This window comes from Siphonobacter sp. SORGH_AS_0500 (assembly GCF_031453245.1).
GTDB lineage: Bacteria > Bacteroidota > Bacteroidia > Cytophagales > Spirosomataceae > Siphonobacter.
The window spans coordinates 1,611,146-1,626,406 of record NZ_JAVIYT010000001.1; the positions used below are offsets into that span (position 1 = coordinate 1,611,146).

A 15,261-nucleotide genomic window follows, 5' to 3' on the forward strand; every position below is an offset into this window, starting at 1 on the left:
ATTTTAAACAAATACCGGCTTAGAGTCAAGCACCGGGACACGTTAGATAATGGAGGTTTGCAGGGTTTACTATTGGACGAAATTAACGCTTTTTTGGGCTTAATTCTTTAAAAACGAGGGGGCAGATGAATGAAAAGGAAAATCCAAAGACCAAGTGGGGGAGGAGTATGAAAAACTCCCGTAGTTTTGCGACGTAATTTTTGAAGTTTCGTGGCGGATAGATGGGTAGAATAAATATCGACCCAAGGGGTAGCAAGAAGCTATCTTGAAGTACGCTCTGTTACTAGTAACCTGCTCTTCCTTTAAGTAGAAATTGAAAACCTATGACGTATGCAAAGACTTTACCTCTAATTTTTAACTCTATTAATCAGTAACTTATGAAGTTTTTCATTGATACCGCTAACCTCGACGAAATTCGGGAAGCCTATGAATTGGGCGTGCTCGATGGCGTGACCACCAACCCTTCGCTGATGGCGAAAGTGGGGATAAAGGGGAAAAATAACATTTTCAAGCATTATAAAGACATCTGCGATAGTGTAGACGGAGACGTAAGTGCCGAGGTCATCAGCACTGATTTCAAGGGCATTATTCGGGAAGGGGAAGAGTTGGCCGAAATCGATGAGAAGATTGTGGTGAAGGTACCCATGATTCGGGACGGTGTCAAAGCGTTACGTTATTTCTCGGAAAAGGAAATTAAAACGAATTGTACGCTGGTATTTTCAGCAGGTCAGGCGTTACTGGCGGCTAAAGCCGGGGCCACCTATGTTTCGCCCTTTATTGGTCGCCTGGATGATATTTCGTACGACGGCATCGAGTTAATTGAGTCTATCGTTTCAATTTTTGAAAACTATGGATTTATGACGCAGGTATTGGCTGCGTCCATTCGCCATCCTGTTCATATTCTGAAGTGTGCAGAAATTGGAGCAGACGTAGCCACCTGCCCGCTTTCAGTAATTACTTCCTTATTGAATCATCCGCTCACGGATTCTGGCTTGAAGAAATTTCTGGAAGATGCCAGCAAATTTGCTTAGAGCTTATTTTTGCGATATTTAATTTCAGTATAGTACAAAAAGCCTGCATGAAGCGGGCTTTTTGTTTGATTCATAACATTAAAAAAACTTAAAAGGACAATAGTTTGACGTTTTCTGAAACTTCGATTTTACTTTTGTACGATAGTAGCTCCACTTACTCATGTTAAAACGTATCTGCTTACTCTTCTTTTTAATCGGTTGCGGCCTGTCTTCAGGGGCTCAAAGCAAGCCGATGGAGCAGCGTACGGACCCTACGTTAGAAGAACCTGCTTCTGGTGGTGGGATTTCCAAAGTATTAGGATTTATTAAAAAGGCCGGGAAAGCAATCGATAACCCTTCAAAATTGAAATTTGAGGTAATTGAGGACGAACAGCCACCGCGTGAAAAACCCCGAAGCGGATTTTCAAAATTCATTCACTTCATCAAGGATGTAGGGAAAGTGATGGATGATCCTACCAACCTGAAAATCTCCGTTGAAGAGGAAAATAATTCTCCCCGCAAACCCCGCCGGGAATAGTCTTCTCCTTTGTTATTCATTTCCAGCTAGTTAGTAGTAGCATCTTTTTAACAGTTCCGCAAAAATAATTGTGGGACCATGCAACGTGTTTCTCTGACTTTGCATCCTCCGTCTAGAATTCCCGGGCATTCTTCTCTTTTTCTACTCACCCCATCTTCTTTACCGTTCATCACATTATTTGGCTATTCAAGGTAGCTTGTATTGCAAAGTACTGTTAATTGCCTTCATCTTTGTCTCATCAACAAGAGCAAAAAACACACCTACAGAAACTGTCTTTTCCTAAAGTCATGAAAACATTTATATACACCCTGATTCTCTTCATTTGCGGTCTAAGTCTAGGGCACGCTCAGAGCACTTTTAAAGGGAGTGTCTCTGGAAAGATCATTGACAAAACGGGTAAAGCGGTGGAGTTCGCTACCGTTATGGTCCTGAAAAGCAAGGACTCTACGCTGGTGAAAGGTGGCGTCGCTGACGCGGATGGTAATTTCGAAATAGAAGGCATTGCCGAAGGACGTTACCTGGTTGCCACTACCCAGGTGGGTTTTGCCAAAAAGCTGACGCCTCCGTTCATTCTCAATGCAGAAAGTCCGAAAGTAAAGCTGGCGGCTTTGATTATGGATCCTGTTTCTCAGGAACTGAAAGAAGTGAAAGTTGCTGCTGCCAAGCCTTTTATTGAGCAGCAGATTGATAAAACGGTGGTTAACGTCGAAAACAGTATCGTTGCTGCGGGTAATAATGCCCTGGAAGTACTCGAGCGTTCTCCCGGCGTTACCGTCGATCGGGATGGCAATATTTCGCTGAAGGGCAAAGCTCAGGTGCGGGTAATGATTGACGGGAAACCAACGTATCTGTCGAGTGAAGATTTAGCCAACCTGCTCCGTAATACGCAGGCCAATCAGTTGGAGAAGATTGAAATCATGACGAATCCCTCTTCAAAATACGATGCGGCGGGTAATGCCGGAATTATTAACATCCGTACGAAGAAGAATCAGAACATGGGAATGAATGGTTCGGCAACGCTGGGAGTGGGCTATGGCTTAAATCCGAAGGGTAACGCCAGTTTAAACCTCAACTACCGGAAAGATAAATGGAATGTGTACGGTAATTATTCAGGTGGTGCCCGTAAAAACTGGAGAGATCAAAGAATTACCCGCAGATTCCGCGAAGGAGAAGAAGTAACTGCTTTGTTCGAGCAAAGTGCTGAGAATATCACCCGCAATCATAATAACAACGTCAAGTTAGGAGCTGATTATTTTGCTTCAAAAAAGACGACGATAGGAGCTATTGTGAATACCAACACGGGTAGCTGGGGTAGCACGGGCGATAACATTACTAAAATCTATCAGGGTACCTCGACACTGGAAAAAATAACCACTACGGGACAGGATTTTAAGAATACCTGGAAAAGCCTGACTACTAACCTGAACCTGAAGCATACGATTGACTCAACCGGGAAAGAGTTAACGGCTGACGTGGATTATGCCCGTTATGACAATCGTTCGGATCAGAAATACAAAATTACGACCGTGAATCCTGCCGGAGTAAATCTTGCCATTCCTCGGTTCGATATGGGTAATACGAAAGGAATCGTAGACATATATTCCGCCAAGATTGATTACACGCATCCCTTAAGCAAAAATTCAAAACTGGAAGCAGGTTTGAAAACAGCTTTGGTAACGACGAACAACAACATGAAATTCACGATTGAGCAGGGGGATGTCGCTCGTCTGGATTCGGGACGTACGAACCAGTTTATTTACCGCGAAACAATTAATGCGGCCTATCTGAATTACAGTACGCAAATCAAGAAAACTTCAATTCAGTTAGGCCTTAGAGGTGAGCAAACGGTCATGAAAGGAAACCAGGTAACCTCCGACACCAGCTTCCGCCGGAATTACCTAAACTTATTTCCCAGCGTATTTATCCGTCAGGAACTGAATAAGAAAAATAGTTTGGGAATGTCGTATAGTTACCGCATTGACCGCCCGGATTATGAGGATCTGAATCCTTTCCTTTACTTCCTGGATTTGTATACCTATCAGCAAGGTAACCCTTACCTGAGACCTCAATTTTCGCACGTAGCCGAAGTAACGCATTCGTTCATGGGATTCATCAATACCACGTTGAACTACGGTCGCTCGAATGGCATCATTACTGAAGTATTACGTCAGAATGACGCAGCCCGAACCACCTATATTAACAAAGAAAACTTTGGGTTCCGTGAGAATTATGGCGTAGCTGTTTCTGCTAATATTCCCATTACCAAAAAATGGATGAGCATAAACTATATCAATGTAAACCGTAACCGCTTTGTTGGGTTACTGAATGGCGGCGAATTCGATGGTCGCATTGTAACGACGACGTTCAATACGCAGAACCAGTTTACCTTACCCAATAACTGGTCAGCAGAAATCAGTGGTTTTTATATGAGCGGATTCCTTGAAGGAACGATCAAAGGAAAGCCAATGTGGCAAGTTTCGCTGGGCCTTCAGAAGCAATTCTGGGAAAAGAAAGCTAGTCTGAAACTCAACGTGCGGGATATTTTCTGGACGCAACAATTCCGGGGAAGCTTCGTATTTGGAAACGTGGATATGCAGATCAGTAACAAGTGGGAAAACCGCGTAGCGAACCTGACTTTCTCATATCGCTTTGGTAACTCAAAAGTTCAGGCCTCCCGCCGTCGCAGCACAGGTCTGGAAAGCGAAGCAGGTCGGGTCAATCAGGGTAGTAACTAAATAGACAGAACCTTCAGCCTGGAAAGCAAAGCAGCCTCACTTTTCATAAGTGAGGCTGTTTTGATTATATCCAGATTAGCTCCGTTAGGATTATTCTACATAAAAAAAGAAACAATCGCAGCGGGGTCAAATAAGATTAGTCCCGGGTGAAAACCCGGGGTGCTGACGTTGGTAGAAACTTGCCATTGCCTAGGAACGAGATGGAATCTCGCACTATTTAGTTAACCCTCACGGTCATCTCGAACGAAGGGAGAAACTGTAGGTAGAATGGGATGGATTTGGGGTTATTAAGTTAGTTACGCCGTGATTGGGGGCTCACCAACTAGGGTTTGCGTACAAATGACAGGTGATACACCAGCCATGGCGGGAATAGGGCCGCAGGTTCAGTAAGGTCCTTCGCTTCGCTCTGGATGACAGAGATAAACGAGTTTTCTCCTCTCCAACAAAAGAGGCCTACTGATTTTGCATACAGAAAGAAACAACCCAAGCAAAGTCAAATAGGTGAGCTTGGGGTGAAATGCAGCAAATAAGTACTGAAAATCACTTATGATTCGCCGCCTTTAAAAGAGAAGGATCATTCTCAAAAATGGCCATTGTAAAATCCTTACCATCAAAGTGAGCATAGGACTGGGTATAAATCCATTCGCCAATATTAATGTAACGACTGGTGGGTGACACCTGCATATCCAAAATCAAATGCCGATGGCCGAAGACATAATAATCGTGATGGTTTTGGGATTCTATTTCGCGGCAATACAGAAAAATCCATTCGCTTTCATCGTTTTTGAAAAACTCATGAGGTTTACCTGCTTTTGAAGCCCGCGTGTGGTGAGCCCAGCGATAAGCCAGCGTAATACCCACATCTGGATGTAACCAGCGAAAGAAAAACTGAAGAACAGGGTTCGTAAAAATGGGCTTCAAAACCCGCTTATACGCATAATCTCCCGGACCTAATCCATCGCCATGACCCAGCATGAAACGAGTCTCTTTACCCGCTGAGGTCACTTTAAATTCGATGGGTTTGCGGTGAACGGGAATGCCAAATTCGGTAGGGAAATAGTCCCGCATCCATAAATCATGGTTACCCGTAAAAATTTGGATGTCGATCCCCGCGTCTTTTAATTCAGCTAGTTTTCCCAAAAATCGGACGTAACCTTTCGGAACGGCTTCTTTGTATTCATGCCAGAAATCAAAAATATCACCTACCAGAAAGATCACCTGAGCTTCTGATTTGATCTGATCAAGCCAGCGAACAAGGGCCTTTTCGCGAGCAACGCTACGATCCAGAGGGACACTACCTAAGTGGAAATCAGAGGCAAAGAATATTTTCTTATGGGGGAGAAGCTGAATTTCGTTCATTAGAACGGGAAAATTGGTAAAACAACGCTGATGGAAAGACAAAGATAGAGCTTTGCCAGAAGTATCACTTTACTGGATAGAATATAGCTTACCTGAGGTCATAAAAAAAGCATTTCCGGTTATTAGGCCAGAAATGCTTTTTTATGGATAAAGTTAGCTTATTCAGCGGATGGCGTTGGCTCTTCGGTAGGAACTACTTCTGAGTTATCGGGAGTAGCATCTTCGGGAATTTCCGTCGGAGCTGACTCTTTTCCTTTCATATAAGCCTGATAAGAAGTTTCCTGCTCAAACGGACGTTTGCCAATCAGTTCTTCCAGATCAGACTGGAATAACACTTCTTTATCTAATAATTGCTGAGCAATGATTTCCAGAGCTTTGAGATTTTCGGTTAACAAAGCCTTCGTGCGTTCGTAAGCGGCATCTACAATCAGTCGAACTTCTTCATCAATGATCCGTGAAGTTTCTTCTGAATAAGGCTTGTTGAAGGAATACTCATTGTTTCCTTTGGAGTCGTAGAACGAAATGTTACCCAATTTCTCATTCATACCGTAAACCGTTACAATAGAATAAGCCATTTTGGTTACTCGTTCGAGGTCACTCAAAGCACCCGTCGAAATCTTACCGAAAACAACTTCCTCGGCAGCACGACCACCCAGGGTCATACACATTTCGTCGATTAATTGCTCGGTGCGGTACAGGAACTGCTCTTTCGGTAAATACTGAGCGTAACCCAAAGCCGCCACCCCACGGGGAACGATGGTTACCTTAACCAGGGGATCCGCATGTTCCAGGAACCAGCCTGCTACAGCGTGACCCGCCTCGTGGTAAGCCACAATTTTCTTTTCGTGCGGAGAAATGATCTTGTTCTTCTTCTCCATACCCCCAATCACACGGTCCATGGCATCCTGAAAGTCCTGCATGTCGATCGCATGTTTGTTCTTACGAGCGGCAATCAGAGCCGCTTCGTTACAAACGTTCATGATTTCAGCACCGGCAAAACCAGGAGTCTGAGCAGCCAGCTTGTTTGCTACTACATCAGCCGCCAGTTTCAGGCTGGACATGTGTACTTTAAAGATTGCTTCGCGACCAATAATATCGGGTTTGTCGATAGAAATCTGACGGTCAAAACGACCCGGACGCATCAGGGCGGAGTCAAGAACGTCAGGACGGTTGGTGGCAGCCAGGATGATAATCCCTGAATCTGTTGCAAACCCATCCATCTCTACCAGCAGCGAGTTCAGCGTGTTTTCACGTTCATCATTAGCACCGGGCATGGCACCGCGTCCACGCGAACGACCTACCGCATCAATCTCATCAATAAAGATGATACAGGGAGCTTTTTCTTTCGCTTGTTTGAAGAGGTCACGTACCCGAGCAGCACCTACCCCTACGAACATTTCTACGAAGTCAGAACCTGACAAAGAAAAGAAAGGAACGCCTGCTTCACCTGCCACCGCTTTCGCTAACAGGGTTTTACCTGTACCTGGAGGGCCAATCAGCAAAGCACCTTTCGGAATTTTACCCCCCAAATCCGTGAATTTCTTAGGATTCTTAAGGAATTCTACGATTTCCTTGATCTCCTCCTTCGCCTCATCCAGACCTGCCACATCGTCAAACGTGATCTTTACTTTGTTTTCTGCGTCAAATAACGTAGCTCTCGAACGACCAATATTGAAGATTTGTCCACCAGGACCAGCACCGCCAGTCACGCGACTCATCATAAAATACATCGTTACCACGATCAGAATCAGTAAGCCCCAGGTTGAGAAAAATTCAACCAGGCCTGCCCGCTCATCAACGGTGTAATCGATCTGATTGTTAGGGTGTACTTTGTTAAATTCCTTTACGTCATCATTGAAAATTTCGGTAGACGGAATCGGGAACGCAAAATGGGGTCCGGGAGTCGATGGGAAGTACGTTTTTTCACTCGTAAGACCTTTGTATTCAGGTTTCTGGAGAGCTTCCCGGTTCAGGGTAACTTCTACCAGTTTGTCATTAACAACAACCGTCTGATCTACTTCGTTTTTAGCGGCCATTTCGAAGTATTGTTTCATTTTAATTCTTCGAACGCCACTATTTTTACTTACGACCATAATAGTAATGATCGCAACAACCAAACCCGCAACAAGCCAACCCTGAAAACCTGGACGGCGGGGGGGCTTTGGTAGCTTGGGTTTATTTGAGGTTTCTTCAGCCATATTCTGTCTTTCTTTCTAAGATACCGATGGTGTGTCGGCGATAAATCAAACTGGAACGAAGTCCAGAGGTGTGTTAGTAACTTCCCAAGTTGAAGGAATGGTTTCATGCCTAAATTCAACTTGGGTCGAATGGCAGAATTTAGGGGTAAGCGGCAAAAATCAGGCCTCGTCTTCGATAACCGTCATCTCCGCGTCGCCCCAAAGCTCTTCCAGACGATAAAAATCTCGCCGATCCTGTTTAAAGACGTGTGCCACTACGTCCACATAATCGAGAAGAATCCATTCTTTCTGGTTTTTGCCTTCCCGGTGCCATGGATTCACACCGGAAGCCTTATGTACTTCCTCGTCAATCGAGTCAGCAAGTGCGTCAACTTGGGTATCGGATTTTCCTGAGCAAATGACAAAGTAATCAGCAATGGCATTTTTTACTCCTTTTAGGTTTAGAACAATAATGTTCACACCCTTCTTCTCCTGCATGCCCTTCACTACTAGTTGGCAGATATCTTCCGCCGGGATGTCATTTTGCTTTACGCGTTCTGCAGTTTCAATCATTCTTCAAAAGATTATCGTTTCATGGCTAAGAGAGTTTTCGAAAGCTTTAGCCATTACGAATCAAGATTTGCTATTAGGTTACGAATTAAGGCGAAAATCGGCACTTATGAAGTGTCTTATCCTTACTATAACGTTTGATTCGTAAATTTACTCCCTTAAAACTAAAAATAATTGTACAAATCCTATCCTAAGACCCAATTTATCGGGCAAAAAATTATATATCTGCCAAGTTGTCACTCAACCAATGACTTGGCCGCCGAATCTTTGCGTAATGATGCCCCCGAAGGTACGTTGTACGTGACGGATGAGCAGACGGCGGGGCGGGGTCAGCGTGGCAATGTCTGGAGGACCAATACAGGGGAGAACCTTACTTTTTCGTTTATCGTTCATCCTACTTTTTTGCGAGCTACCGAGCAATTTCGTCTTAGCATTGCCGTCGCATTGGGAATCCATGATTTCTTAACGGAGTTACTATACGACGGAGTGAAGCTAAAATGGCCCAATGATCTCTATTACAAAGATCAAAAGTTAGGGGGTGTATTAATCGAAAATTCCCTGATGGGTACCCACCTGACCGGTTCTGTGATTGGTATTGGTCTGAATATTAATCAGTTAAGTTTTTCCATGACCACAGCTACTTCCGTTCGGCAGATTACAGGTAAGGAATATTCACTGGAGGCTTTGCTGTTACAGTTATGCAATCGGCTGGAAGAGCGGTATCTGGCCTTGAAAGACGGAAGCTATAACCAGCAAAAAATAGAATACCTCCAGCGGCTGTACCGTTTCAGAGAATGGCATCGCTTTCAGGATACGTCAGGAAAAACTTTTAATGGTCAAATTATCGGCGTAGCTGAGTTTGGGCAATTGCAGGTAGAAACAGAAACCGATGTTCGACTGTTCGATATTAAAGAAATTTCCTTTGTTCAATAAGTTATAATTCCTGACGGGCGGCTTTCTGAGCGGGCATCCAGGAGGCCGCCAGCGTAATGATAATGAGGGCAATGACAGTGCCAATCAAGTCCTGAATCTGCATTCGAACGGGGTAGGCATCAACCAGCGATCCTACCAATTGCATTTTGGCAAAGCCGTATTCTTCCTGAGCCCAGCACAAAGCAACGCCCAGCACCAGGCCGACAATGGCTCCACTGAATCCTACCAGAGCCCCTTCGGCCAGGAAAATACGTCGGATGAGTCCCGGCCAGGCACCCATGGCAAGTAACGTCGCTACATCCGCTTTTTTCTCTATCGCTAACATAGAGAGCGAGAAATAGATGTTGAAAGAAGCGATGGCAATGATGAGCGTTAGGGTAATGAAAACAAATAGTTTTTCAATCTGAATGGCTCGAAATAAACTAGCGTGCTGTTCATCCTGATTCTGGACTTTAAAATTTTCACCTACAATCCGCTGCATTTCCCCTTGGATCGGTTCGACGTCCAGGCCAGGTTTTACCTTAAACTCCAGAGCAGTACGTTTTCCTTCCGTTTCAAATAAATCTTCTGCAAACCGAAGCGGAACGAAGATATAATGATCGTCGATGCTTTGTTCAATGCTAAAAATGCCGCCCGGCTGAATGGTAGCTTCGTTGAATGCCTCCAGACCCGGAGCTGCAAGATTGGCGTTTTTACGCGGATACCAAATTTCCAGGGCCGTAAGCGGATCTTCGGGACTAACTCCCAGCATACGAGCTACACCCACGCCTAAAACGGCAAAATTCTGGTGTTGACTTTGCAGTTGCAGGCTTCCGGCAATACGGGTCGTATCCATTTCCGGGTGCGTGGAGAGATTATCATCCACCGCTTTGATCGTGGCTACAGTGCGATGATCCTGGTATTGCACCAGAGCATTTTCTTCGTACACCTGCGTAATGTGTTCAATGCCCTGAATTTTTTTCAAATTCGTCCAGAGAGAATCGCTGACCGTAAAGCTTTTTCCTTTAGCCGGGATAATGCGAAGATCGGAATCAAGCGTTTTAAATAATTGCCGGTTAAAATCTTCCAGGCCATTAAAAACGGAAAGTACCACTACCAAAGCCATGGTCCCGATGCAAACACCCAGCATGGAAATAATGGCAATCAGGTTAATGTAAGAAGTCTTTTTCTTGGAAAGAAAATAACGGCGAGCAATCAGTAAGGGCAGGTTCATGCCGGAACTCCAGAAGTAATAGTCAATAAAACGATCAGTCCGGTCAGGATTACCAACCGGACTAATCAAAAACATTATTCTTCTTCAGCGTCATCTTCGGACGCAGGAGGAATAACAATGCCCGAAAATAGAGCATCCATCTTGGCGGCGTATTCTGCCGTATCATCCAGAAAGAATTGTAATTCGGGAATGACACGAACCTGATTACGAATCTTATTCGCCAGGATCTGACGGATTTGCTTGGTCTTTTCCTGAATATTTTTCAAAAGCTGATCCTTATCGTCTGTGAGCAGGAAGCTCAGGTACGCCCGGGCCAGGCCCAGATCAGGGCTTACTTTTACATCGGTAATGGTAATAAATGCGTTACCAAATTGATTACGCATTTCTTTCTGAAAAATATCTCCCAGGTCTTTTTGTACTTGCCGGGCAAACTTCTGTTGTCTTTTTGATTCCATACTATAAACTTATGCGTTATGGCGGACTTAAAGGAATCCTGCTGAATCCTCAAAAAGGCCACGCGGCTACAAATATCCGAATTTTCCGGCTGACTTGGGGTAAGATAGCGTAGGTTTCGGAATTGAGTGGTTAATTTTGAAAAAATTAGGTCTGAAGCGTGGGTTTCGGGTAAAGAAAGGTAGGGCTTTCGGCTTAATTTTTCCAGAGAAGTTACCTAAAGAATCAGACCATCTGGTTTTGTCATTACGTATCCTAACGTCATACGGTTTTGCTTAGTTTTTTTCGAGTAAATGCGGCCTATCAGATTTTTATACTTTTAATTATCCTGTTTCTCGTTCGAATTCCGGTGTTACTGGGAAACACGCCCCTACTGATTCCTGAAATGCAGTGGACCCTGCTGGGCGAGCAACTTAGTAAAGGATATATCCTATACGAACAGATTTGGGATAGTACGGCTCCTTTGTCGGCAATGGCCTACGCTGGTATGCACTGGATTTTTGGGCGTTCAGAAATAAGTTATCACTTTCTGGCTTATATCATTACGGCTTTTCAGGTTATTTATTTTAACCTGATTATGAGTCGGCAAAGCATCTTTCCAGAACGGAATTACGTGCCAGGTTTTATATACCTGGTCATTATGAATATTTCCTTTGATTACACCACGCTTTCGCCGGCCCTGATGGCTACTACCTTCCTGTTGCTGGCTCTGGGAACCTTATTAAAGCAGTTGGATCGAGAGGGCATTAAAGACGAGTTACTGGAAGTAGGCTTTTATATCAGCATTGCCACCCTGTTTTATCCGCCTTCGATGGTGTTTATCCTCTGGGTCGTTTTATCATTATTATTATACAGCGGGGCCAGTTTTCGTCAGCACATCATCAATGTATTAGGGTTTCTGTTTCCGATTGTCATTGTCAACCTATACTTCTATCTGGATGGACATTATGAAGCGTTCACGAGAAATTTTTTAAGTATCATCTTCCAGATTCGGCAATACGACCTAAACGATTTTCAGACCTTGCTGGCCGTTATTGCCCTGCCTGTCATTTTTGCGGTACTCGGGTTTCTCAAGATTCTTAATTATGGTCGTTATACCAATTTTCAGTCGCGGGTGCAGCAGGTAGTAGCTCTGTATCTGGGAGGATGTCTGTTATCGGTAGGGTTAATGTCTTATCTGGCTCCCATGCAGTTCGTGATTTTCACACCGGGGCTGGCGTATTTTACCGTTTATTTCTTCGAAACGTATACTCGTAAAAGATGGATTCCTGAGTTAATGCTGGTGGTTTTTGCGGGAGGGGTAGGCGTATTGTTTTACCTGACATTAATGCCCGCTTTTTCCAATAGCATTGTTAAACTGGAAAACCTGACGGTAAAGCCCGTTCGATTACCCGCCGAGATTAAAAATAAGAAAATTCTGGTCTTTGGGGAAAGCATGGGAGAGTATCTGGATAACTACCCAGCAACGGCGTATCTAAACTGGAATTTGTCCCGTTTTGATCTGGAAAATCTGAACAACTATAACAACGTTATTAACATTCTCAGAAACTTTGAGAAAGACCCTCCTGAGTATCTGATTGATCGAAAAAACCTGGTTCCGACGTTGTTCAAGCGAATTCCAGCTCTTGCCCGACGGTACCAGGAAATTGAAAAGGGCATTTATCGTCGGGTGTAAATCACTCAATAAGAAAGGAGTCGGACTTATTACTATAGCTCAGGGAAGAGAAATGTAATAAGTCCGACTCCTTTCTATGATCAATCATTAGCAACTAATCTTCCCTACTCGGGTGGCGTGGCGACCGGCTTCAAATTCCGTTGCCAGGAATTTTTTGACGCAACCTTCGGCTAATTCATACGCGATGAAGCGAGCGGGAATGCAAATGACGTTTGCGTTGTTATGCTGACGGGATAACTCCGCCAGATCACGATCCCAGACCAGAGCCGCCCGAACGCCCTGGTGTTTGTTGGCCGTAATCGTAACTCCCTGACCGCTACCGCAGCACAGGACGCCAAAATCAGCTTCGCCATTTTCTACGGAAGAAGCTACCGGGTGAGCAAAGTCGGGATAATCGGCGGAATCGGTTGAATAGGTCCCGAAATCCGTTACTTCATGTCCTTCTTTGGCTAAGTAATCTGCCAGACGTTTTTTATAGTCAAAACCTGCGTGGTCGGAGCCAATAGCAATTTTCATAGAAGATATTCGGAAGTTTAAGTAAAAACTGCAACATTACGCGTCGGATTATCGTTATATCCTTCCCGTTTTGCAAAAGTACGGGCCTTCAATCAAAACCCTTGTATCGATCAAGAAATGTTCAAGTAAACGAGTAGATTATGTCAGAAGTAAATGGAATTAAGCCCACCGGATTGCCCCCGGTGCCCGAAAATACAGAAAATATCCACCCTTTGACCGATGTATCATTGATGAATCCGGCGGTCACGGAAGATGAAGCTCGGATTCGTGAAGCCTTCGAGAATCATGACTGGGCCGAGATTAAAAGTGCCGACTCCTGGGTCATTTTTAAAGTAATGGCTGAGTTTGTGGAAGGCTTTGATCGGCTGGCTAAAATTGGTCCCTGCGTATCGATTTTTGGATCAGCTCGTACCAGCTCGGATCACCCTCACTACAAGATGGCGGAAGAAATTGCCGCCAAGCTGGTAAATCTGGGTTATGGAGTAATCACAGGCGGTGGTCCCGGTATCATGGAAGCCGGTAATAAAGGGGCAAAAGAAAACGGCGGTAAGTCAGTTGGATTAAACATCAAACTACCTTTCGAGCAACAGCCCAATATTTATATTGACCACGATAAAAGCATCAATTTCGATTTTTTCTTCGTGCGAAAAGTAATGTTCGTGAAATACGCTCAGGGATTCATTGCCCTGCCCGGTGGTTTCGGAACAATGGATGAGTTATTTGAATCCTTAACCCTGATTCAAACCCAGAAAATTGGTCGGTTCCCGATTGTGTTGGTGGGTAGATCGTATTGGAGCGGATTGATAGACTGGTTAAAGACGACCATGTGCGAAGAAAACCGTTACATTAATCCCAAGGACTTACACTTATTCAACGTTGTAGATACCGCAGACGAGGCCGTTGAAGTCATTCAGCGTTTCTATTCCCGGTATATGCTCAAACCTAATTTTTAGTTGAAATTCGTTCAGTTATAAAAAGAGGCAGCCGCAAGGTTGCCTCTTTTGTTGGTTTAATAGGCCAGGTAAGGCTCCAATTTTTTCAGGGTTTGTTCGTCCAGTAGCTTCACCGCTTTCAGGTCTGCTACAGAACGAAAAGCCCCGTGCTGATTTCGGTAGGCCATGATCGCTTTGGCAACGTAAGGTTTCAAATACGGATGCCGGAATTCTTCGGCTTTCACCTCATTAATGCGAATTTTTCGGATGGTAGTAGGATTGGAGATATGACCGTGTTTTAACAACTCCAGCACTACTGTCGAGTCGAGCCCCCAGACTTCTCTGATTTGTTCTTCCCGAACAAAACCGCCCAGATTGTCCCGAAACCTGATGATCCGGCTGGCTAGTTTGGAGCCAATGCCGTACACTTTTTTCAACTGTGAGGTATCAGCCTCGTTCAAGTCAAAACGGGTTAGTTTTTCCCGTTTAGGACTGGTAGAATAAGGAAGGGTTGAAGCAGGAAGGCTAGGTGAGGGGGCAAAATCGGAAGACTTAGTATTGGCTAGCTCAGGTAACTGAATGTAAGGTTCAAGTTTCTGATAGGTATCCCGGGGAAAATCATAAATGCGGAGTAAATCTTCTTTTTTTCGGAAAGCCCCCCCTTTGGCCCGGTATTTCAGAATTCGTTCGGCCATCCAGCGGGGTAACCCTAATTGCTGCCACTGTTCTGCAGAAATGGTATTCGGGTTAAAGGGAAACAGACGTACCGAAACGGCTTTTTCAGAGTGGTAATCAGAGCGTCGCGAATGCTTTTCTTTTATTTCGTAAGGATATTCTTCTGGTGTTGAAACTTCCAACTGTGCTACCACAGAATCCAGCTTTTGAGAATCGTTGGCTGGAGGAACTTTATCGGGTAGAAAATCAAGGAGAAAGGGCGTTAGTAATAATCCGGCTATTACGAAAAGGAGCACGAGAAATCCCCGCGATTCAGAAGAGCTAAATCCGAAATAATCACGAATCCAGCGATTTAGGTTAGGCTTCATCAAAACAAAGGTTGGATGGCCTAAGTAAGAAGATGAGCCTGCAAAAATGGTTGCCGGGAAATAAGTAATAGTACTTGTATTTAGCTTTATGACTCCACTGGTGCGAG

Annotated in this window: 13 protein-coding genes; 6 read left to right on the forward strand and 7 right to left on the reverse strand. The window is 44.4% G+C overall.

Translation table 11 applies throughout. The features are described from left to right. The first annotated feature begins 377 nt into the window (after nt 1-377). The 3 genes from fsa (at nt 378) to QE357_RS06645 (ending at nt 4,283) form a co-directional block, all read left to right on the forward strand. A complete protein-coding gene (gene fsa, locus QE357_RS06635; RefSeq protein ID WP_307142468.1) occupies nt 378-1,031 on the forward strand; it encodes a fructose-6-phosphate aldolase in 654 nt (217 codons plus the stop codon). A 160-nt stretch (nt 1,032-1,191) separates the two neighbouring features. Beyond that, complete coding sequence (locus QE357_RS06640; protein WP_309706478.1) at nt 1,192-1,548, forward strand: hypothetical protein; 357 nt, start codon at nt 1,192-1,194, stop codon at nt 1,546-1,548. A 287-nt stretch (nt 1,549-1,835) separates the two neighbouring features. Continuing rightward, complete coding sequence (locus QE357_RS06645) at nt 1,836-4,283, forward strand: outer membrane beta-barrel protein (protein ID WP_309706479.1); 2,448 nt, start codon at nt 1,836-1,838, stop codon at nt 4,281-4,283. 540 nt (nt 4,284-4,823) lie between these two features. Here QE357_RS06645 and QE357_RS06650 read toward each other — a convergent pair. The 3 genes from QE357_RS06650 to rsfS form a co-directional block, all read right to left on the reverse strand. After that, the gene (locus tag QE357_RS06650; protein ID WP_307142471.1) at nt 4,824-5,642 is read right to left on the reverse strand and encodes a UDP-2,3-diacylglucosamine diphosphatase; all 819 of its coding nucleotides are present in this window, start codon (nt 5,640-5,642) and stop codon (nt 4,824-4,826) included. Nucleotides 5,643-5,800: 158 nt separating this feature from the next. Then, complete coding sequence (gene ftsH / locus QE357_RS06655) at nt 5,801-7,840, reverse strand: ATP-dependent zinc metalloprotease FtsH (protein ID WP_307142472.1); 2,040 nt, start codon at nt 7,838-7,840, stop codon at nt 5,801-5,803. 159 nt (nt 7,841-7,999) lie between these two features. Next, the gene (gene rsfS / locus QE357_RS06660; RefSeq protein ID WP_307142473.1) at nt 8,000-8,392 is read right to left on the reverse strand and encodes a ribosome silencing factor; all 393 of its coding nucleotides are present in this window, start codon (nt 8,390-8,392) and stop codon (nt 8,000-8,002) included. A gap of 171 nt (nt 8,393-8,563) precedes the next feature. Here rsfS and QE357_RS06665 point away from each other — a divergent pair, with 171 nt between their 5' ends. Beyond that, entirely contained in the window at nt 8,564-9,322 is a 759-nt protein-coding gene (locus tag QE357_RS06665) for a biotin--[acetyl-CoA-carboxylase] ligase (RefSeq protein ID WP_309706480.1), read from the forward strand. 1 nt (nt 9,323) lies between these two features. On the opposite strand, the gene QE357_RS06670 is transcribed toward QE357_RS06665, so the two are convergent. Both QE357_RS06670 and rbfA read right to left on the reverse strand, forming a co-directional pair. Then, a complete protein-coding gene (locus QE357_RS06670; RefSeq protein ID WP_309706481.1) occupies nt 9,324-10,610 on the reverse strand; it encodes an FtsX-like permease family protein in 1,287 nt (428 codons plus the stop codon). Beyond that, nucleotides 10,610-10,990, reverse strand: a complete 381-nt coding sequence (gene rbfA, locus QE357_RS06675) for a 30S ribosome-binding factor RbfA (protein ID WP_307142476.1) — start codon at nt 10,988-10,990, stop codon at nt 10,610-10,612. The genes QE357_RS06670 and rbfA overlap by 1 nt, the downstream gene beginning before the upstream one ends. 269 nt (nt 10,991-11,259) lie before the next feature. Between rbfA and QE357_RS06680 the strand changes: the two genes are divergently transcribed. Further along, the gene (locus QE357_RS06680; protein WP_307142477.1) at nt 11,260-12,663 is read left to right on the forward strand and encodes a DUF6427 family protein; all 1,404 of its coding nucleotides are present in this window, start codon (nt 11,260-11,262) and stop codon (nt 12,661-12,663) included. A gap of 87 nt (nt 12,664-12,750) precedes the next feature. Here the strand turns inward: QE357_RS06680 and rpiB are convergent, their stop codons facing one another. Next, entirely contained in the window at nt 12,751-13,179 is a 429-nt protein-coding gene (rpiB, locus tag QE357_RS06685; RefSeq protein ID WP_307142478.1) for a ribose 5-phosphate isomerase B, read from the reverse strand. Between the two features lie 230 nt (nt 13,180-13,409). Between rpiB and QE357_RS06690 the strand changes: the two genes are divergently transcribed. Beyond that, complete coding sequence (locus tag QE357_RS06690) at nt 13,410-14,132, forward strand: TIGR00730 family Rossman fold protein (RefSeq protein WP_309711334.1); 723 nt, start codon at nt 13,410-13,412, stop codon at nt 14,130-14,132. A 56-nt stretch (nt 14,133-14,188) separates the two neighbouring features. Here the strand turns inward: QE357_RS06690 and QE357_RS06695 are convergent, their stop codons facing one another. Continuing rightward, the gene (locus QE357_RS06695) at nt 14,189-15,154 is read right to left on the reverse strand and encodes a helix-hairpin-helix domain-containing protein (RefSeq protein ID WP_309706482.1); all 966 of its coding nucleotides are present in this window, start codon (nt 15,152-15,154) and stop codon (nt 14,189-14,191) included. Between the last annotated feature and the right edge of the window lie 107 nt (nt 15,155-15,261).